The 20,000-nt window shown below is 35.9% G+C and carries 12 protein-coding genes and 5 rRNA genes (2 of these 17 only partly in view); 16 read left to right on the forward strand and 1 reads right to left on the reverse strand.

The annotated features are described in order from the left end of the window. The 5 genes from CDLVIII_RS03515 to CDLVIII_RS03535 form a co-directional block, all read left to right on the forward strand. A 23S ribosomal RNA gene (locus CDLVIII_RS03515) occupies positions 1 to 2,824 on the forward strand (it extends 86 nt beyond the left edge of the window). Between the two features lie 72 nt (positions 2,825 to 2,896). Beyond that, a 5S ribosomal RNA gene (gene rrf / locus CDLVIII_RS03520) occupies positions 2,897 to 3,013 on the forward strand. 1,499 nt (positions 3,014 to 4,512) lie between these two features. After that, positions 4,513 to 4,983: a hypothetical protein gene (locus CDLVIII_RS03525; protein ID WP_009168059.1), complete on the forward strand. Its 471-nt coding sequence runs from the start codon at positions 4,513 to 4,515 to the stop codon at positions 4,981 to 4,983. Between the two features lie 57 nt (positions 4,984 to 5,040). Then, the gene (locus tag CDLVIII_RS03530; protein WP_009168060.1) at positions 5,041 to 5,451 is read left to right on the forward strand and encodes a PH domain-containing protein; all 411 of its coding nucleotides are present in this window, start codon (positions 5,041 to 5,043) and stop codon (positions 5,449 to 5,451) included. 708 nt (positions 5,452 to 6,159) lie between these two features. Further along, a complete protein-coding gene (locus CDLVIII_RS03535; protein ID WP_009168061.1) occupies positions 6,160 to 6,747 on the forward strand; it encodes a TetR/AcrR family transcriptional regulator in 588 nt (195 codons plus the stop codon). 84 nt (positions 6,748 to 6,831) lie between these two features. Here CDLVIII_RS03535 and CDLVIII_RS03540 read toward each other — a convergent pair whose 3' ends face one another. Continuing rightward, positions 6,832 to 7,122 carry a hypothetical protein gene (locus tag CDLVIII_RS03540; RefSeq protein ID WP_009168062.1) on the reverse strand — a complete coding sequence of 97 codons (291 nt, stop codon included), beginning with the start codon at positions 7,120 to 7,122 and terminating at the stop codon, positions 6,832 to 6,834. Positions 7,123 to 8,115: 993 nt separating this feature from the next. Here CDLVIII_RS03540 and CDLVIII_RS03545 point away from each other — a divergent pair. The 11 genes from CDLVIII_RS03545 to CDLVIII_RS03595 all read left to right on the forward strand — a co-directional run. Beyond that, positions 8,116 to 9,628 (forward strand): 16S ribosomal RNA (locus CDLVIII_RS03545). 522 nt (positions 9,629 to 10,150) lie between these two features. Next, a 23S ribosomal RNA gene (locus tag CDLVIII_RS03550) occupies positions 10,151 to 13,060 on the forward strand. A 197-nt stretch (positions 13,061 to 13,257) separates the two neighbouring features. After that, positions 13,258 to 13,374 (forward strand): 5S ribosomal RNA (rrf, locus tag CDLVIII_RS03555). The 16S, 23S and 5S rRNA genes sit together here, the layout of an rRNA operon. A gap of 276 nt (positions 13,375 to 13,650) precedes the next feature. Continuing rightward, a complete protein-coding gene (locus tag CDLVIII_RS03560) occupies positions 13,651 to 14,238 on the forward strand; it encodes a Crp/Fnr family transcriptional regulator (RefSeq protein ID WP_009168063.1) in 588 nt (195 codons plus the stop codon). A 64-nt stretch (positions 14,239 to 14,302) separates the two neighbouring features. Then, positions 14,303 to 15,052 (forward strand): SDR family oxidoreductase, encoded by a 750-nt coding sequence (locus tag CDLVIII_RS03565; protein ID WP_009168064.1) that lies wholly within the window; start codon positions 14,303 to 14,305, stop codon positions 15,050 to 15,052. Positions 15,053 to 15,448: 396 nt separating this feature from the next. Beyond that, on the forward strand, positions 15,449 to 15,832 hold the full coding sequence (locus tag CDLVIII_RS03570; RefSeq protein WP_009168065.1) for a hypothetical protein: 384 nt from the start codon (positions 15,449 to 15,451) through the stop codon (positions 15,830 to 15,832). A 7-nt stretch (positions 15,833 to 15,839) separates the two neighbouring features. After that, the gene (locus CDLVIII_RS03575) at positions 15,840 to 16,469 is read left to right on the forward strand and encodes a hypothetical protein (RefSeq protein WP_009168066.1); all 630 of its coding nucleotides are present in this window, start codon (positions 15,840 to 15,842) and stop codon (positions 16,467 to 16,469) included. After that, entirely contained in the window at positions 16,469 to 16,765 is a 297-nt protein-coding gene (locus CDLVIII_RS03580; RefSeq protein ID WP_009168067.1) for a hypothetical protein, read from the forward strand. The genes CDLVIII_RS03575 and CDLVIII_RS03580 overlap by 1 nt, the downstream gene beginning before the upstream one ends. Before the next feature lie 52 nt (positions 16,766 to 16,817). After that, entirely contained in the window at positions 16,818 to 19,274 is a 2,457-nt protein-coding gene (locus CDLVIII_RS03585; protein WP_009168068.1) for a glutathionylspermidine synthase family protein, read from the forward strand. 23 nt (positions 19,275 to 19,297) lie between these two features. After that, the gene (locus tag CDLVIII_RS03590; RefSeq protein WP_009168069.1) at positions 19,298 to 19,507 is read left to right on the forward strand and encodes a DUF350 domain-containing protein; all 210 of its coding nucleotides are present in this window, start codon (positions 19,298 to 19,300) and stop codon (positions 19,505 to 19,507) included. A 215-nt stretch (positions 19,508 to 19,722) separates the two neighbouring features. After that, a protein-coding gene (locus CDLVIII_RS03595) for a M13 family metallopeptidase (protein WP_009168070.1) crosses the window boundary here: on the forward strand, positions 19,723 to 20,000 show its beginning. The gene runs 1,780 nt beyond the window's last position; only the first 278 of its 2,058 coding nucleotides appear in the window; it begins with the start codon at positions 19,723 to 19,725; the stop codon falls past the right edge of the window.

The raw sequence follows: 20,000 nt of genomic DNA on the forward strand, positions 1-20,000 counted from the left end.
CGCACATAGTCAGAGATCCGAAGATTTCCGAATGAGGAAACTCACATGGGAAACCCCATGTATCATAAAGTGAATACATAGCTTTATGAAGGTAAACCCAGGGAACTGAAACATCTAAGTACCTGGAGGAAGAGAAAGAAAAATCGATTTTCTTAGTAGCGGCGAGCGAAAAGGAAAGAGCCCAAACCAGAGATTTATCTCTGGGGTTGCGGACAGAACATAACGTGAAATTATAGTTAATTGAACACAACTGGAAAGTTGGACCGTAGGAGGTAATAGTCCTGTAAATGAAAGCTATAATGAGCAGTTCTGCACCAGAGTACCACGAGACACGTGAAACCTTGTGGGAAGCAGGGAGGACCACCTCCCAAGGCTAAATACTACCTGATGACCGATAGTGAAGCAGTACCGTGAGGGAAAGGTGAAAAGAACCCCGGGAGGGGAGTGAAATAGAACCTGAAACCATGTGCCTACAACCGATCAAAGCACCTTATGTGTGTGATGATGTGCTTTTTGTAGAACGAGCCAACGAGTTACGGTATGTAGCGAGGTTAAGTACTTAAGGTACGGAGCCGAAGGGAAACCGAGTCTTAATAGGGCGACTAGTTGCATGCTGTAGACCCGAAACCGGGTGACCTATCCATGGCCAGGTTGAAGCGAGGGTAAAACCTCGTGGAGGACCGAACCACGTTGCTGTTGAAAAAGCATGGGATGAGCTGTGGATAGCGGAGAAATTCCAATCGAACTCGGATATAGCTGGTTCTCCTCGAAATAGCTTTAGGGCTAGCGTCGGAAAATGTGAGTAGTGGAGGTAGAGCACTGAATAGGCTAGGGGGCATAGCGCTTACCGAACCTTATCAAACTCCGAATGCCATATACTATCAGTCCGGCAGTCAGACTGTGAAAGATAAGTTCCATGGTCAAAAGGGAAACAGCCCAGATCGTCAGCTAAGGTCCCAAAGTGTAAGTTAAGTGGAAAAGGATGTGGGATTTCTAAGACAACTAGGATGTTGGCTTAGAAGCAGCCACTCATTAAAAGAGTGCGTAATAGCTCACTAGTCAAGAGATCCTGCGCCGAAAATGTCCGGGGCTCAAACTTACCACCGAAGCTACGGGTTCACGCTTTTGCGTGAGCGGTAGAGGAGCGTCGTAATCGGGCTGAAGTCGTACCGAAAGGAGCGGTGGACTGATTACGAGTGAGAATGTTGGCATTAGTAGCGAGATGTAAGTGAGAATCTTACAGGCCGAATATCTAAGGTTTCCTGAGTAAAGTTTGTCTTCTCAGGGTTAGTCGGGACCTAAGGCGAGGCCGAGAGGCGTAGCCGATGGACAATTGGTTGATATTCCAATACCACTATCATCGTTAATATCGAGGGTGTGACGGAGAAGGATAGGATGTGCTAGCTATTGGATGCTAGTCTAAGCGTTTAGGGAGTTGGGATTGGCAAATCCGTTCCAACAATTCTGAGGCGTGATGGGGAAGGCTCTACGGAGCCGAAGTATCTGATTCCATGCTTCCAAGAAAAGCATCTAGAGAGAGAAGTAGTGCCCGTACCGCAAACCGACACAGGTAGATGAGGAGAGAATCCTAAGGCCGACGGAAGAATTGCAGTTAAGGAACTAGGCAAATTGACCCCGTAACTTCGGAATAAGGGGTGCCTACGGAAACGTAGGTCGCAGAGAATAGGCACAAGCAACTGTTTAACAAAAACACAGGTCTCTGCTAAAGCGAAAGCTGATGTATAGGGGCTGACGCCTGCCCGGTGCTGGAAGGTTAAGGGGAATACTTAGCGCAAGCGAAGGTATGAACTTAAGCCCCAGTAAACGGCGGCCGTAACTATAACGGTCCTAAGGTAGCGAAATTCCTTGTCAGGTAAGTTCTGACCCGCACGAATGGCGTAATGACTTGTGCACTGTCTCAACTGCAAATCCGGCGAAGTTGTAGTGCGAGTGAAGATGCTCGCTACCCGCGATTGGACGGAAAGACCCCGTAGAGCTTTACTGTAGCTTAGCATTGAATTTCGGTATTGTCTGTACAGGATAGGTGGGAGACTGGGATACCAGGGCGTCAGCTTTGGAGGAGTCGTTGTTGGGATACCACCCTGATAGTATTGAAGTTCTAACTGGATGCCATGAAACTGGTGACAGGACATTGTTAGGTGGGCAGTTTGACTGGGGCGGTCGCCTCCTAAAATGTAACGGAGGCGCCCAAAGGTTCCCTCAGAACGGTCGGAAATCGTTCGAAGAGTGCAAAGGCAGAAGGGAGCCTGACTGCGACACTTACAAGTGGAGCAGGGACGAAAGTCGGGCTTAGTGATCCGGTGGTACCTCGTGGGAGGGCCATCGCTCAACGGATAAAAGCTACCTCGGGGATAACAGGCTGATCTCCCCCAAGAGTTCACATCGACGGGGAGGTTTGGCACCTCGATGTCGGCTCGTCGCATCCTGGGGCTGAAGTAGGTCCCAAGGGTTGGGCTGTTCGCCCATTAAAGCGGCACGCGAGCTGGGTTCAGAACGTCGTGAGACAGTTCGGTCCCTATCCGTCGCGGGCGTAGGAAATTTGAGAGGAGCTGTCCTTAGTACGAGAGGACCGGGATGGACTGACCTATGGTGTACCAGTTGTTTCGCCAGAAGCATAGCTGGGTAGCTAAGTCGGGAAGGGATAAACGCTGAAAGCATCTAAGTGTGAAGCCCACCTCAAGATGAGATTTCCCATAGCATAAGCTAGTAAGACCCCTTGAAGACTACAAGGTTGATAGGTCAGAGGTGTAAGTATGGTAACATATTTAGCTGACTGATACTAATAGGTCGAGGGCTTGACCAATATAAATCAAGTTGTAATACATTAAGAAACTATGTGCAATTTTGAAAGAACAAAATCTTTCAATTGAATAGATCTCGTGATGATGGCATAGAGGTAACACTCCTTCCCATTCCGAACAGGAAAGTTAAGGTCTATAGCGCCGATGGTACTGCATGGGAGACTGTGTGGCAGAGTAGGACGTTGCGAGGTAAGTAAAAAGGATATCTCAAAGTGATTACTAAAATCACTTGAGGTATTTTTTTGATTTTTTGTAGAGTTGATTAGAGCAATTGACTCATAACCAATAGATTAGGAATTTTAATCTTGAAGTTATGAATTATAATTTATAACAAATAAATTTATGATGAGTCCTAAGTGACATTCATATAGTATTTATTTGTTATTGAAAAACTTAGTAGGGTTGGTTTATACGGGCTAAAAATACTAAGTTTTTTATATTTTTATTTATTATAAATTATAATATCAACAAATAATAAAGTTTGCTGTTGATAAGTATAGATAATAAGGACAAAATTGTGAATAAAATTGTTTTTAATGTTAAAATAGAAATATTCATGGAATAAGGCAAGAAGACACAAGAGCTTATATAAAAGTAAGTAAAGAAATAGATTTAGCTATAGAGAGTGGTCGTAGCGATTAAAGAAAGTAGCATTGTTGTATAAACAATCTGAATCAATATTTTGAAATTAAAAAATAATATAATTTTCAATAATTTTTGAATAAAGTAGGGAGCAAAAGCAAAAAAGTACCGAGTAGATAGACTAAAAGTGATAGTCTATCAGATAAGAGAGAGTGAGAAAGGTATCGAGTAGCAGATAGAAAAGTACCAAGTAGATAATCTGAATCATAAATGTGGTTGATATTAGGCGAACATGGGGTGAAGAGCGAACAGACGGCGAAGAACTAGTAAGGATTATTTTATAATAAGGTAAAGTTTTAGGAAGACTATTATTAATGAAGAGATTTTTCAGATATTGCTTGCAAAATTGAACTAAGTTTTATATTGTAAGTCTATTTTATGTTAAAAAACTACTCAAGGAGATAATAATATTTAAGGAAAATATAATTTGAATTTGCCCCATTTTGCTCCTTATCCAATAACATTGGACAGTAATATTAGATAGTATGGAATATATTGGGGGACGTATTTGAGCCATTTATGACTAATTGATAGTAAAAAGCAGCAAGTTATATATTTCCAGAAGATGTGAGTTCGAATCTCACAAGCTCATCATAAAAGTAGTAATACCAACACTTTAGCATAAGACTAAAATGTTGGTATTTTTATTGCTATAACAATTAATACAACCAATAGAAGTTGATAAAGAAAAAAATAATGATTAGAATATATAGTAATATCAAGTATAAAGAAAAATATTAGCCTAAATGGCGTAGATTGTTGATATTACTAGGTTTATCAAAGTTGTATTGTAGTATTCTTTCTCAACCTAAATAGCTGTATGCATCGATATTACTAATATTTTTTACATACAGATAATAACCAGCAGCTAGGAGCAATCAAGCTATTGCTTTATCTTTTTTCACGCTTAATGGTAGTACATGTTATAATTAATTTAAAATGGTGTTTTTGATAAAAATTTATAGGAGGTATTTTTATAGCAGATGAATTAATTATATGGCAAGATTATTGCAACAAAATAAATGGGAAATATTCTGGAAGATCAATCTTGAATAGTTGCGCAATAACAGCAAAATACAAAAATTTAAATTTAATTTATAATTTAGTACCTATAAAGAAAGGATTATATTACTATTTTTCAAAAGCTAGTATTAATATAGACAATAAAGGTAACTTTAAATTTTTATTTGCACGTAAGACGAATCTTGGTTTTTATTTAGGTCCATATGGTCTGCCTAGCCTTATAAGATCATTCAAATACGATAAAATAAAAACAAATACTTCAATTGATAAAAAATATAAAATAAAAACAAATAACGTAGAAATTTTTAATGAAGTTTTTAGTGAAGATAGATTTCATATATTAACGCAGTTGCCAGTATTTTGTTTTGAAATTAGCAATAAAAAAGTATATTTGTTAGTCAATAGTGATCTAACTGATAATGATGATTTTATGATTATTCATAAACAATGTTGTTTTATAGTAGATATCTTAAAAGAAAAAGAGATTATTGTATAGTATAAGTGTAGATTATAATAAATACATAATAATAATTTATTATGAAGGAGTATTAAAATGAAATTTAAATCTAAAATTGATTTATGGTTTCACCTTGTAGTTATATTGTTTATAATACTAACCTTATGGTTATTCTATTCATATGTTACAAATAAAATAAGTATAATAATGTTAATTTTATTTATTGCTGTACTAATATTAATTATATTGCCAATGTATCTTTTTACCTATTATGTTTTTGAAGATTCGTGTATACATATAAGGTGTGGACTAATGGTAAATATCAAAATTGACTATAAAGATATTGTTTCACTTAAGAAAAGTAAAAGTTTAATATCTTCGCCAGCTTTATCTATGGATAGAATAGAAATCAAGTATTATAGAAACTTTCAGAGTGATTTCATAATAATTTCTCCAGAAAGAAAACAGGAGTTTATAGATGAACTAAATAAGAAAATTGTTAAGTAATATTACTTTTTTGTTAGAGTAAGCTAGTAGCTAGGAGTAATTCAACTACTGTTTTATTTTTTCATAGCCGATAAGTAATCAATCTTTTCTCTAGATTGAATATAATGAAGAAAACTTTATTACTATAAAAAATATAGATAATATACATGGCAGCATTGAGGTGAGTAGTTATACTATCTCTATCATTATATTTAGGGATAAAAAAACATTATGGTTTAATTTCTGATTAGGGAATTATTATTTATAAAACTATTTCCAGCCTTTGATTTTTGAATTTCTTATTTTTCTGATATTTTGATAAGCATATTACTAAGCTATCTAGAAGAAGAATATCACTCTCACTGTTGTAGGTTTTTGTTGTCTAAATAGTAGGGAGAGTGTAAATACTTAGAGCTAAAAGAAACTCTAGTAAGCTGGTTCTCTATGCTATAGAACAATTTTTTGTATTGTCTCTAAAAATAAACAATGTTGCTGTTTTATTATTGTATTTGTACGTTTAAAGAAAAAACACTTTTTCCTTACTGGTAGGTAATTTAAAATATGGTTGTATATGTCTTTAGGTGTGGATTTATATTTCATTACTTAATCCGTATAAGAATCGGTTTACTATCTTCAAAGAATTAAGGTAGATTAGGTAGAAATACTTAGTCTGCCTTTATTTATATAATTCATTATGTAAATTCAAAAAATGAAATGAGGAGAAGTGCTATGAATAAAACAAAAACAAGAGAACTAATATTTCAATCTGCAATAAAAGTATTCTCTGAATCTGGTTATAGAGGAGCTACCATGGATGAGATAGCCGCTAATGCAGATTTAGTAAAAGGAACTTTATATTATCATTTTAAAAGTAAAGAAGAAATATTTAATTTTATTGTTGAGGAAGGGCTTAGAATATTGTATGATCAAGTTACAAAGGTTCAAGTAATGAATATAGGGCCAGTAGAAAAGTTAGTAAGTATATGTGGAATACAATTAACTTTTTTATATGGATATACAAGTTTTTTTAAGGTAGTAATGAGTCAACTGTGGGGAACAGAAGACAGGCAAAATCAATTACGCAACAAAATAAAAAAATATATAGATGAGATTGAAGTAGATATAAAAAGTGCTATGGAATTAGGATTAATGAAAAAAGGTGATACTGAACTTTTAGCATTTCAATTTTTTGGATCATTATGTTCATCGGCAATATATGAATCAATACATAATGAAAAAATAGATTTAGAAAATATTATAGATAGTACAGTAAAATTTACATTGAGCGGATTAGGAATAAGTTTTAATGAAAGGTAGGTTAAGTAGAAATACTTAATCTACCTTTTTAATACTATACATTTAAAGCTAAGTAAAAGTAGTAAGCAAATCCTACATTGTTTACTACTCTTGTTTCTTTGAAATATATACATCACCATCGCCTATTATTACAACTTTATAGGTGGATTTTAATGAAGCTAAAGTATACTTCGGGCAATTAGGATTTAATTTGATAGATTGAATTAGAGTATAATCTTCATCAAATATAAGTACGTTTGCAATTTTGTTTTGAGAAACATTCTGAGCTTCATAAAGTGAATTTTCTAAGAATGCTCCAAGATCAGTCAAATTATAAATACCTTCCTTAAATATATTGGTATCCGGTGAAAATTTAAATCGAGTTAATGTTTTCATGTATGAATCCGCCTTTTATTATATATTTAGAATAATTACAGAAACAGTAGCTAGTATTTTATTAATAACCATAGATACTGTCAATGCCACTGCCATTTATAGTATTTAGGAATTACAAAAATATTTACTACAGTTATACTATATAAAATTATAAAAAAGTGTTACTGAAATAAATATGGGACTATATAAAAATATAATCCCGAGTATTGTAAGGATGAATTTATTAACTATTAATGCAGTGATTAATTAGGCTGCTTTTTAACTTTAAAATGAAGAAAAGACAGTGGCTTATGTTAACTAATGTCTTTATTATATTGTTTAAAATATCAACAAATAAAAAGGTTTTATGTGGATAAGTATAAAGAGCAAAAACAATAATGTGAATAAAAATATTATTAATTAAGGGTATCTAAAAACATAAATGACAATTTAAAAGCGACGAAGTGCAGCACAAAAAATAAAATTGAATTATAAATGGGGTGAATGTCAGACGAACATGGGCGAAGGGCGAATGAGTTCGGCGAACACATAGTGAAAAATTAAGTAGTTGATTATTTTATAATATTATTATGTTGAAGAAGTTATATAAGATAATTTATTGGGTAAACTATGTCTAGCGTATCAATATGCATAAAAGGTAGAATTATGAAGAATTATCACGAAATGATAATGTGAACGCATTTAATAATAAAGATATGAGTAATTATAGAATTATAAAAGTGATAAGATAAAATACATCGCTGAGAGACAGAAACAACAACAGGTTGAAACTTGAAAACATCCAATAAAGAGAGTTTGAAAAGTTTTTATAAAAAGTTGTTGACAGGATTTAAATGCGATGATATACTGAATAAGTTGTCAGAAACGACAATAAATAACAAGTAATTACAACGAAAGTTGTGAAAGAAAATGGTCTTTGAAAATTGAACAGAAAATAATAAGTACATTTAAGTAAACCAGCAATTTTTATTTGAGTAAGCTAAGATTAAACTTTTTATTGAGAGTTTGATCCTGGCTCAGGACGAACGCTGGCGGCGTGCTTAACACATGCAAGTCGAGCGATGAAGCTCCTTCGGGAGTGGATTAGCGGCGGACGGGTGAGTAACACGTGGGTAACCTGCCTCATAGAGGGGAATAGCCTTCCGAAAGGAAGATTAATACCGCATAAGATTGTAGTGCCGCATGGCATAGCAATTAAAGGAGTAATCCGCTATGAGATGGACCCGCGTCGCATTAGCTAGTTGGTGAGGTAACGGCTCACCAAGGCGACGATGCGTAGCCGACCTGAGAGGGTGATCGGCCACATTGGGACTGAGACACGGCCCAGACTCCTACGGGAGGCAGCAGTGGGGAATATTGCACAATGGGGGAAACCCTGATGCAGCAACGCCGCGTGAGTGATGACGGTCTTCGGATTGTAAAGCTCTGTCTTCAGGGACGATAATGACGGTACCTGAGGAGGAAGCCACGGCTAACTACGTGCCAGCAGCCGCGGTAATACGTAGGTGGCAAGCGTTGTCCGGATTTACTGGGCGTAAAGGGAGCGTAGGTGGATATTTAAGTGGGATGTGAAATACTCGGGCTTAACCTGGGTGCTGCATTCCAAACTGGATATCTAGAGTGCAGGAGAGGAAAGTAGAATTCCTAGTGTAGCGGTGAAATGCGTAGAGATTAGGAAGAATACCAGTGGCGAAGGCGACTTTCTGGACTGTAACTGACACTGAGGCTCGAAAGCGTGGGGAGCAAACAGGATTAGATACCCTGGTAGTCCACGCCGTAAACGATGAATACTAGGTGTGGGGGTTGTCATGACCTCCGTGCCGCCGCAAACGCATTAAGTATTCCGCCTGGGGAGTACGGTCGCAAGATTAAAACTCAAAGGAATTGACGGGGGCCCGCACAAGCAGCGGAGCATGTGGTTTAATTCGAAGCAACGCGAAGAACCTTACCTAGACTTGACATCTCCTGAATTACTCTTAATCGAGGAAGCCCTTCGGGGGCAGGAAGACAGGTGGTGCATGGTTGTCGTCAGCTCGTGTCGTGAGATGTTGGGTTAAGTCCCGCAACGAGCGCAACCCTTATTGTTAGTTGCTACCATTTAGTTGAGCACTCTAGCGAGACTGCCCGGGTTAACCGGGAGGAAGGTGGGGATGACGTCAAATCATCATGCCCCTTATGTCTAGGGCTACACACGTGCTACAATGGCTGGTACAGAGAGATGCTAAACCGTGAGGTGGAGCCAAACTTTAAAACCAGTCTCAGTTCGGATTGTAGGCTGAAACTCGCCTATATGAAGCTGGAGTTGCTAGTAATCGCGAATCAGAATGTCGCGGTGAATACGTTCCCGGGCCTTGTACACACCGCCCGTCACACCATGAGAGTTGGCAATACCCAAAGTTCGTGAGCTAACGCGTAAGCGAGGCAGCGACCTAAGGTAGGGTCAGCGATTGGGGTGAAGTCGTAACAAGGTAGCCGTAGGAGAACCTGCGGCTGGATCACCTCCTTTCTATGGAGAAATCTAGATCAGCATGATGTCTGACTAGTACAGATACATTTATGTATCAAAATATAAATACTTACTCGACAGGTTACTTAAAGTATTATGTTTCTGTTCAATTTTGAAAGACTAAGTCTTTCAAAATTGCGTAGCTTAGTAGCGACAAGTGCGAGGAAGCAAAAATTTTATGAAATGAAGTGTACTTTACGTACATGAATGAATAAAATTTGCAGCTGACGAAGCAATTGGGGGTAATAAGCAAGCAAATGTTCTTTGAAAATTGCACATAGATTAATGTATATAAAATACAACAAAGCCAAGAATAAATATTCTTTGTGAAATGATTAAAAACAAATTGGAGCAAATTATAATATATATCGCTATATACTATATTTGTAAGCCAATTTGCGCAGCTTATTGGTGGCAAGTGCGAGGAGTCGATGAAATTTTGGAGTGAAGCGTACTTAAATGTACGTAAACGAGAAAATTTCAGCAGACGACGAAGCAATTGACATCAATAAGCAAGCAAAAGGTCAAGCTACAAAGGGCGCATGGTGAATGCCTTGGCATCAGGAGCCGATGAAGGACGCGATAAGCTGCGATAAGCTTCGGGTAGACGCACATAGTCAGAGATCCGAAGATTTCCGAATGAGGAAACTCACATGGGAAACCCCATGTATCATAAAGTGAATACATAGCTTTATGAAGGTAAACCCAGGGAACTGAAACATCTAAGTACCTGGAGGAAGAGAAAGAAAAATCGATTTTCTTAGTAGCGGCGAGCGAAAAGGAAAGAGCCCAAACCAGAGATTTATCTCTGGGGTTGCGGACAGAACATAACGTGAAATTATAGTTAATTGAACACAACTGGAAAGTTGGACCGTAGGAGGTAATAGTCCTGTAAATGAAAACTATAATGAGCAGTTCTGCACCAGAGTACCACGAGACACGTGAAACCTTGTGGGAAGCAGGGAGGACCACCTCCCAAGGCTAAATACTACCTGATGACCGATAGTGAAGCAGTACCGTGAGGGAAAGGTGAAAAGAACCCCGGGAGGGGAGTGAAATAGAACCTGAAACCATGTGCCTACAACCGATCAAAGCACCTTATGTGTGTGATGATGTGCTTTTTGTAGAACGAGCCAACGAGTTACGGTATGTAGCGAGGTTAAGTACTTAAGGTACGGAGCCGAAGGGAAACCGAGTCTTAATAGGGCGACTAGTTGCATGCTGTAGACCCGAAACCGGGTGACCTATCCATGGCCAGGTTGAAGCGAGGGTAAAACCTCGTGGAGGACCGAACCACGTTGCTGTTGAAAAAGCATGGGATGAGCTGTGGATAGCGGAGAAATTCCAATCGAACTCGGATATAGCTGGTTCTCCTCGAAATAGCTTTAGGGCTAGCGTCGGAAAATGTGAGTAGTGGAGGTAGAGCACTGAATAGGCTAGGGGGCATAGCGCTTACCGAACCTTATCAAACTCCGAATGCCATATACTATCAGTCCGGCAGTCAGACTGTGAAAGATAAGTTCCATGGTCAAAAGGGAAACAGCCCAGATCGTCAGCTAAGGTCCCAAAGTGTAAGTTAAGTGGAAAAGGATGTGGGATTTCTAAGACAACTAGGATGTTGGCTTAGAAGCAGCCACTCATTAAAAGAGTGCGTAATAGCTCACTAGTCAAGAGATCCTGCGCCGAAAATGTCCGGGGCTCAAACTTACCACCGAAGCTACGGGTTCACAATTTATTGTGAGCGGTAGAGGAGCGTCGTAATCGGGCTGAAGTCGTACCGAAAGGAGCGGTGGACTGATTACGAGTGAGAATGTTGGCATTAGTAGCGAGATGTAAGTGAGAATCTTACAGGCCGAATATCTAAGGTTTCCTGAGTAAAGTTTGTCTTCTCAGGGTTAGTCGGGACCTAAGGCGAGGCCGAGAGGCGTAGCCGATGGACAATTGGTTGATATTCCAATACCACTATCATCGTTAATATTGAGGGTGTGACGGAGAAGGATAGGATGTGCTAGCTATTGGATGCTAGTCTAAGCGTTTAGGGAGTTGGGATTGGCAAATCCGTTCCAACAATTCTGAGGCGTGATGGGGAAGGTTCCACGGAACCGAAGTATCTGATTCCATGCTTCCAAGAAAAGCATCTAGAGAGAGAAGTAGTGCCCGTACCGCAAACCGACACAGGTAGATGAGGAGAGAATCCTAAGGCCGACGGAAGAATTGCAGTTAAGGAACTAGGCAAATTGACCCCGTAACTTCGGAATAAGGGGTGCCTACGGAAACGTAGGTCGCAGAGAATAGGCACAAGCAACTGTTTAACAAAAACACAGGTCTCTGCTAAAGCGAAAGCTGATGTATAGGGGCTGACGCCTGCCCGGTGCTGGAAGGTTAAGGGGAATACTTAGCGCAAGCGAAGGTATGAACTTAAGCCCCAGTAAACGGCGGCCGTAACTATAACGGTCCTAAGGTAGCGAAATTCCTTGTCAGGTAAGTTCTGACCCGCACGAATGGCGTAATGACTTGTGCACTGTCTCAACTGCAAATCCGGCGAAGTTGTAGTGCGAGTGAAGATGCTCGCTACCCGCGATTGGACGGAAAGACCCCGTAGAGCTTTACTGTAGCTTAGCATTGAATTTCGGTATTGTCTGTACAGGATAGGTGGGAGACTGGGATACCAGGGCGTCAGCTTTGGAGGAGTCGTTGTTGGGATACCACCCTGATAGTATTGAAGTTCTAACTGGATGCCATGAAACTGGTGACAGGACATTGTTAGGTGGGCAGTTTGACTGGGGCGGTCGCCTCCTAAAATGTAACGGAGGCGCCCAAAGGTTCCCTCAGAACGGTCGGAAATCGTTCGAAGAGTGCAAAGGCAGAAGGGAGCCTGACTGCGACACTTACAAGTGGAGCAGGGACGAAAGTCGGGCTTAGTGATCCGGTGGTACCTCGTGGGAGGGCCATCGCTCAACGGATAAAAGCTACCTCGGGGATAACAGGCTGATCTCCCCCAAGAGTTCACATCGACGGGGAGGTTTGGCACCTCGATGTCGGCTCGTCGCATCCTGGGGCTGAAGTAGGTCCCAAGGGTTGGGCTGTTCGCCCATTAAAGCGGCACGCGAGCTGGGTTCAGAACGTCGTGAGACAGTTCGGTCCCTATCCGTCGCGGGCGTAGGAAATTTGAGAGGAGCTGTCCTTAGTACGAGAGGACCGGGATGGACTGACCTATGGTGTACCAGTTGTTTCGCCAGAAGCATAGCTGGGTAGCTAAGTCGGGAAGGGATAAACGCTGAAAGCATCTAAGTGTGAAGCCCACCTCAAGATGAGATTTCCCATAGCATAAGCTAGTAAGACCCCTTGAAGACTACAAGGTTGATAGGTCAGAGGTGTAAGTATGGTAACATATTTAGCTGACTGATACTAATAGGTCGAGGGCTTGACCAATATAAATCAAGTTGTAATACATTAAGGACTATGTGCAATTTTGAAAGAACAAAATGTTTTTTCAAGCAAGTATGTGAATACTGAAAACCAAATGAATAGTATGAATTAAAGTTTCTTTTTAAAGGAAACACTAACTCACATTCGTTCGTTGGTGTACACTTCATTTAGCCAAATCAAAGATTTGGAATGAACTAGCATCTCGTGATGATGGCATAGAGGTAACACTCCTTCCCATTCCGAACAGGAAAGTTAAGGTCTATAGCGCCGATGGTACTGCATGGGAGACTGTGTGGCAGAGTAGGACGTTGCGAGGTAAGATAAAAGATAGCTGATATGGCTATCTTTTTTATTTTGCAAAGTTTTGAGATACTACTTATTTTAATTTATAAAGAATAATTATGAGTGGCATAATGGTTACTTTGTCTTATGAAAAGATAATAGTTATAATGTCACTAGGTATTATGGAAGAGTATTTGTATATATGGTAAAATTTAATAAAATAATATATTATATTATTCTAATGGCAAGGAAGATAAAATTATATTATATTCTTAAATTGTAAATAGTAATTGAATAAGGAGCTTATAGAAGTGTTTAATGCTAGTAAGTATTTGGAAAAGGGGCTTGGAGTTAAGATAGGTAAAGATATTGCCGATATGATTAATAGCGAAGCCTCCTTTGTCGAATTTCCAGCCAAACATATTGTATTATTGGAGGGAATGAGAGCAACAAGACTCTATTTTATTATCTCTGGTATAGTTAGAGGCTATTATACCGATGAACAGGGAAATGATGTTACAAAATGTTTTAGCAGCGAGAATGAAATATTTTCTTCTGAAGGTTTATGGATAGAAAAGCCTTCATCATTTACTATTGAGTGTTTAGAGGATTGCGCATGTATTCAATTTTCATATGAATTTGTGCATAGAATTATGAACGAAGATGATGTGATTAAGTCTTTGATTTTTGATTATTATTTAAAGATAGTTAGAAGATTAGAAAGTAAGGCTAAAAATTCAGCTTTGCTCAATGCAAAAGAACAGTACATTGAATTTGGCGAAAATTATCCTCATCTACATAGCAGAGTTGAACTGAAATATATTGCATCTTATATAGGGATAAGACCAGCATCTTTGAGCAGAATAAGAAAAGAAATGAAAAATAATTCTTTTAATTAACCTGTGTGAATTACTAAAATAAATCTTTCTTCTATAATTTTATAAGAAGAAAGGAGTGTAGTAGGTGAAATATGTATTAATTACTGGCGGGACAAGCGGAATTGGCCTTGAATTTGCAAAGAATTTTGCTAAGGATGGATATAATATTGTCATTGTTTCTTCTAACAATGACAGATTGCAAAAGACGAAACAAAAATTAGAGAATGAGTTTGGTATACATGTATTAATATATCAGCAGGATATGGGTAAGATAGGAGCGGCGATACAATTATATAACAAGATTAAGGAAGATAATTTAAGTATTTCAGTGCTTATAAATAACGCAGGAATAGGATTGGTTGGTCCAACAGATAAAATAAATTTTGAGTATGATGAGAGAATGATGATATTAAATATTATAAATCTTGTAGAGCTATGCAAATTATATATTTCTGATATGTATAAATTTGGAGAGGGCAGAATTTTAAATGTTTCTTCTACAGGTGCTTTTATGCCGGGGCCGTATACTAGTACTTATTGTGCAAGCAAAGCCTTTGTATTAAGTTATAGCAGAGCAATTAGTTATGAAGCAAAGAAAAGAGGTGTACAAGTTTCTGCTTTGTGCCCTGGTCCTACAAAAACGGATTTTTTTGTGAAAGAAGGAACAAAGACACCACAAAATTCTATGACTGCTGAAACAGTTGTGACATATGCTTATAAACAGTTTATGAAAAATAAGGATATTATTATTCCTGGTTTTAAAAACCGAATAACAAAATTGTTTCCAATTAAATTAAAGATGAACTTTATTGCAAAAATGAAGAAGGGAATTTAAATAGATAAAAAATTTCTTGAAATATATGTATACTTACAAGTATACATTTAAAATATGTTTCAACATGGATGTAAAAGATAGATAGTAATACTGATAGTTTAGAAGATCTACTAAATTGTTGGTGTTACTATTTTTTTAAATTTAAGGATGTAATAGTTTCTTATACAACTATGTTTTTAAGATAAAAATAAATGAAGAGGAATACAAATAGTGGTATAATTGTAAAGTAATAAGTGAGAAGGGTGATGTGGAAGTGAAGTTAAAAAACAAAGCATTGCTAAAAGTTAAACTAATTAAAAATTGAACAAAGGAGTATAAGGTATAATATGTAATTAGCGATAAATATATTATAATATTGTTATTAATTGAAGTATTGAGAACGAGTGTGAGGTAAAAATGGATATTTACGTTTATAAAACTTATGAAGAATGGTTTGATGACAAGCCTACAGAGACTCTCGAGGGAGAAGTTAATTCTGTATACAATGGAGTCTTTGTGATTGATACGACTATAGATTACAAAAGTTACAGACAAATGTTATCTCTGAAAAACAACTTTGCCATAATATACAAGCTTCCTTATGGCTTTTTATCATATGCAAAGGAAATAAACGTGTATTTGAATATTACTTCTTGGCAAAATTCTGAACCTGAAATTTCGTTCAAAGGAGAAGTCTGTGAAGATCAATGCGGGGACAGTCATGTAGTGTTCATAACTGAGGATGGGTTCAAACAGTGCATATCATTAGATGGTATTTATGCTGTTACATACGAAAGGTAGGCATTGTATGAATTTAATAGAAGTAGATTTGAGAATGTTGTACAGAACATGGAAGTCAAACTTAGGGCCATTTAGATGTTTCTTTAGAAGTACACCATTTGTATCACTGCAAACATATGATGATTTTTCATTAAGGGAAGAAAACATAAGTGAACTAAATGAAATTATATTAAAAGATGTGATTAAAAATTGTAATGAAGATAATTTCTTAATAGTTGACCTACCATTAGAAGATATTTTGGATTTAGCATTAGTATTAAATAATAATTACTGTATAAGACCTATTTTAAATGTTAATCTTCTATTTCATCCATTTGGGATAATAGGCAATAAGGATAGTATTAGTAAGTTGATAAATAATGGATTAAAACTAAAAAAAATAAATCCAAAGAAATTTGTTATGTTAATTCCTTATGATAGGTATGATAACAATTTAAGAAATGAAGATTTAGTAGACAAGCTGAATAATCAATATGGCATAGGTGAGGATGATCTTCCTTATATTGAAATGCTAAAAGAAATGAGATATAACAAGGTAACTATTTTAACTAAGGATGAGATAAAGGAAGATTTAAAAGAATACGTAAATTATATAGAAAAAGATATAAGGGTAGAAATAATAAGGGTGATGATATAGTGAGAGACATTAGAAAAATATTAAAAGAAAACAAAAAGAGAGCATTATCAATAGCAGTGGCAGCAGCATTTGCAGTTGGCAGCCCTATTGGACTTGGAGGCTGCTATAATGCGAATCCAAAAGATGATGATGATGATCAAGAAAATAACAGCTCTGGGGGCGGTGGCGGATATTCTGGAGGATGGCATAGCTATGGTGGAGGTTCGTCAAGTGGAAAATCTTCAATAAGTGATGGATCAAGTGGAGGAAAGACTTCAGGATACTCGGGATCAATAGGAGGAAGCTCATCAAGTTAATTATTATATTATTCTTGTAGTATAAAGATTAATTAAAGGAGTGAATAATGCTATGGAAAAACAACTTAAATATACTGAGAATGTTTTATTTAATAACTATATGGTTAGTTCATTAGGAGAAGAGCATGTTCATTCACAGATACCTTTCTATTTTGATAAAGTTACCTATGAGAAGATGATATTTTATAGTGAAGAAATAAATAGAATTTCATTGGAGATATTAAATGAAATTAAAGGAAATCATAAGGAAGTATTGAACTATTTTGATAACTTTATTCTTAAAGAAAAGATATTTGATTTAAAGTGCCCAGTTTCACCAATGTTTTGGACAAGATATGATACATTTATAGATATTGATAATAATATTTATTTTGCTGAATTTAATTATGATAAACCTTGTGGGCAAAAAGAAATACATTTAGCAGGTAAGAGTAATTTTGAAGGGAATTTAAATTGTAAATTTATAGATACTTTAATAAGTGAGCTGATAGAAATCTGCTTTAAGTATTCAGGAGCTAAAGAAAAAATAAACGTGGGATTTTTGATGGATCCATGTCATTATGAAGAATTTCATCATAGCTTCTACTTTAAATATATATTAAAGAATACAAATATTAATATTGTACAGGTAGGTCCTACTAATTTGTCTGTTAAAGATGGATATGTCTATGGATATTCAACTATTAAGTTAACTGTAATTTTAAGGCTATTTCCTACTGAATTCTTCTCTGAAATTACCAATATAAACGAAATTTTAGAGTGCGTTGATAAAGGAAAGTTATTTTTAATCAATGACCCAAGAATTATTGCTATTCAAGCAAAAGGCTTCCTTGCTTATTTATGGGATTTGGTGAAGAAAGATTCTAAGCTTCTCTCTTTAAGGGATAAGGAAGTTATTCGCAAATGTATACCTTATACGGAAATATTAGAAGCAAATCACATTGATGAGGTAATAAAAAATAAAGATAATTATGTTATCAAGTCTTCCTTAGGAAGATATAGCCAAGAAGTATACATTGGGAATATGTATACGCAAGAGAAGTGGGAAAAGCAGATGAAAATTATATTAGAAAGCCCTAAAATACATGTAAAGCAAAACTTAATTAATATAAAAGAAGACTATACTTATGCTCCAGGCGATTTTAATATGAATATTCCTACTTTAGCATTTGGAAATTTTGGTGTTTACTTAATAAAGGATAAGGTTCAAGGATTTTTAGTTAGGTGGAGCAGCGATTTTTTAACTAATGATAACTATACCTGGATGTGTCCATTAGGAGTTAAAGATATACCAATTTATATAGAAAAATTCAAAGGAAATAATAGAAAGAAAGTTTGGGATAGATTAATAGAAGAGATCACTTTTAAATATGATTTTACAGGAGCATATACAAATTATAATGAGTATATTTCCTTAGATTCATTGATTATAGATGAAAGTATTTATAAGGAAATGCTTTTTACAAGTCATAAGTTTTGTGCGATATTAAAAAGAATGTATCCATATGTACAAAAAAACATAGAACTTTTAGGACCTATACTAGGAATACCGGAAGAGCTTTATAAGTTAACTTCTATTTCATGCACTTCTGTTCTTTGTGCATTAGGAAGAATAGATTTTGTTATTGATAATAATGGAGAATTAAAAATTTTAGAGTTCAATTCAGAAACCCCAGCGGGTTTAGTTGAAGCTATTGGTGTAAACTCTGTAGTCAGTAAAGAATTAAAAATTAAATATGCTGATCATAATGAAAATTTTAGGAATAAAATAAAAGATATATTTTCACATATATTAGAAGAATTTAAACAATATAAAAAAGTGAAAAATATAGGAGTCGTGACTTCATGGTATTATGAAGATATATATACAAGTAACTTAATTGCTGAAATATTAAAGGAGCTGCAACAGTATGATATTACTTTTGGAAATATATATGATTTGAAGGCTAAGAACAATAAACTTTATCTTTATGGAAAAGAAATTGATGCTATTTATAGGCATTATCCTTTAGATTGGTTTTATTATGATGAGAAAATGCGAAAGACAATTGAAATTTTAAATTCTGGAGATTATTTAATAAATCCAGCGCATACATTGATAACTCAATCTAAAGCGTTTTTTGCGGTGATTTATGAATTAATAGGGAAAGAATTTTTTACAGAAGATGAGGAAAAATTTATTTTAAAGTATATACCATACACATGTTTAGAACCTGATAATAAGCTTTCACCTGATTATGTAGCCAAGCCATATTTATCGAGAGAAGGTTCTGGAATTACTTTGAGTTATTCGGAAAATAGCAGTTTAAATGATGTTATATTTCAAAATAGAATAAATACCAGGCCTTTAAATATAGAGGCACATTCAACAATAAAAGAATATAGTAAATATCAGTTTCCTGTGATAGGAGTATATGTAACAGATGATAAGCCATCTGGAATATACACTAGAATAGGTGATTTTATAACTAATAAAAATGCTATATATATGCCTACATATATTAAGTAAAATTAAGAAAGGAGATAATTTTTATGGATGGTATTCTCAATAATATTGTATCAAGCATTATCTTTGGATTAATAGGAATTATACTTTTAATTTTTGGATATTGGTTTTTTGATAAGGTTTTAACTAAAATTGACTTCAATCAGGAACTAAGGGAGAAAAATGTTGCTATGGCTATTGTTATAGCTGGTTTTATGATTGCTATTGGCATTATAATTGCAGGAGTTGTATCCTAGATGATTCCGCTGCTGAAACATAAAAGAATAAGAAAATTAGAAAAAGAAAACTACCTTTAAAGATAAAAATTAAAGGTAGTTTTTTTATTTCAAAAGTACGTATTATTTATAGCAATAAATTAAATAATAGTATTAGACACTTTTTCTAAGTCAAGTGGAAACGTATTGATTTATAGAGAATATAGTGTGAATTTAATGAGATAAGGAGGAAAAGTATGAGAAAAAATGTACTAAAGAAAATTTCAGCAATAATAGTATTTATTTTGTGTATATCAATGTCTTTAAATAATACTGCATATAGCTTTGAGTTCAAAGCAATAGGAGTGGCGAATAAAAGCAATGTAGAACGTAGTAAAGATATAAGAGTGCAAGATGACTTTTATAATGCAGTAAATAAAGAATGGCTATTGAGTACAAAACTTCAAGATGGATACATTTCGTATGGGACTTTTGAAGAAGTATGTGGAAAGGTAAATGATGACATGCTCACCAT

It is taken from the genome of Clostridium sp. DL-VIII (assembly GCF_000230835.1).
Classification (GTDB): domain Bacteria; phylum Bacillota; class Clostridia; order Clostridiales; family Clostridiaceae; genus Clostridium.

Bases quoted from the DNA above. Each gene is read 5' to 3' on its own strand.
- CDLVIII_RS03585 (WP_009168068.1), top strand. From the start codon at position 16,818: ATGGAAAAACAACTTAAATATACTGAGAATGTTTTATTTAATAACTAT.
- CDLVIII_RS03540 (WP_009168062.1), bottom strand. From the start codon at position 7,122: ATGAAAACATTAACTCGATTTAAATTTTCACCGGATACCAATATATTT.
- CDLVIII_RS03535 (WP_009168061.1), top strand. From the start codon at position 6,160: ATGAATAAAACAAAAACAAGAGAACTAATATTTCAATCTGCAATAAAA.
- CDLVIII_RS03570 (WP_009168065.1), top strand. From the start codon at position 15,449: ATGGATATTTACGTTTATAAAACTTATGAAGAATGGTTTGATGACAAG.
- CDLVIII_RS03575 (WP_009168066.1), top strand. From the start codon at position 15,840: ATGAATTTAATAGAAGTAGATTTGAGAATGTTGTACAGAACATGGAAG.
- CDLVIII_RS03590 (WP_009168069.1), top strand. From the start codon at position 19,298: ATGGATGGTATTCTCAATAATATTGTATCAAGCATTATCTTTGGATTA.
- CDLVIII_RS03530 (WP_009168060.1), top strand. From the start codon at position 5,041: ATGAAATTTAAATCTAAAATTGATTTATGGTTTCACCTTGTAGTTATA.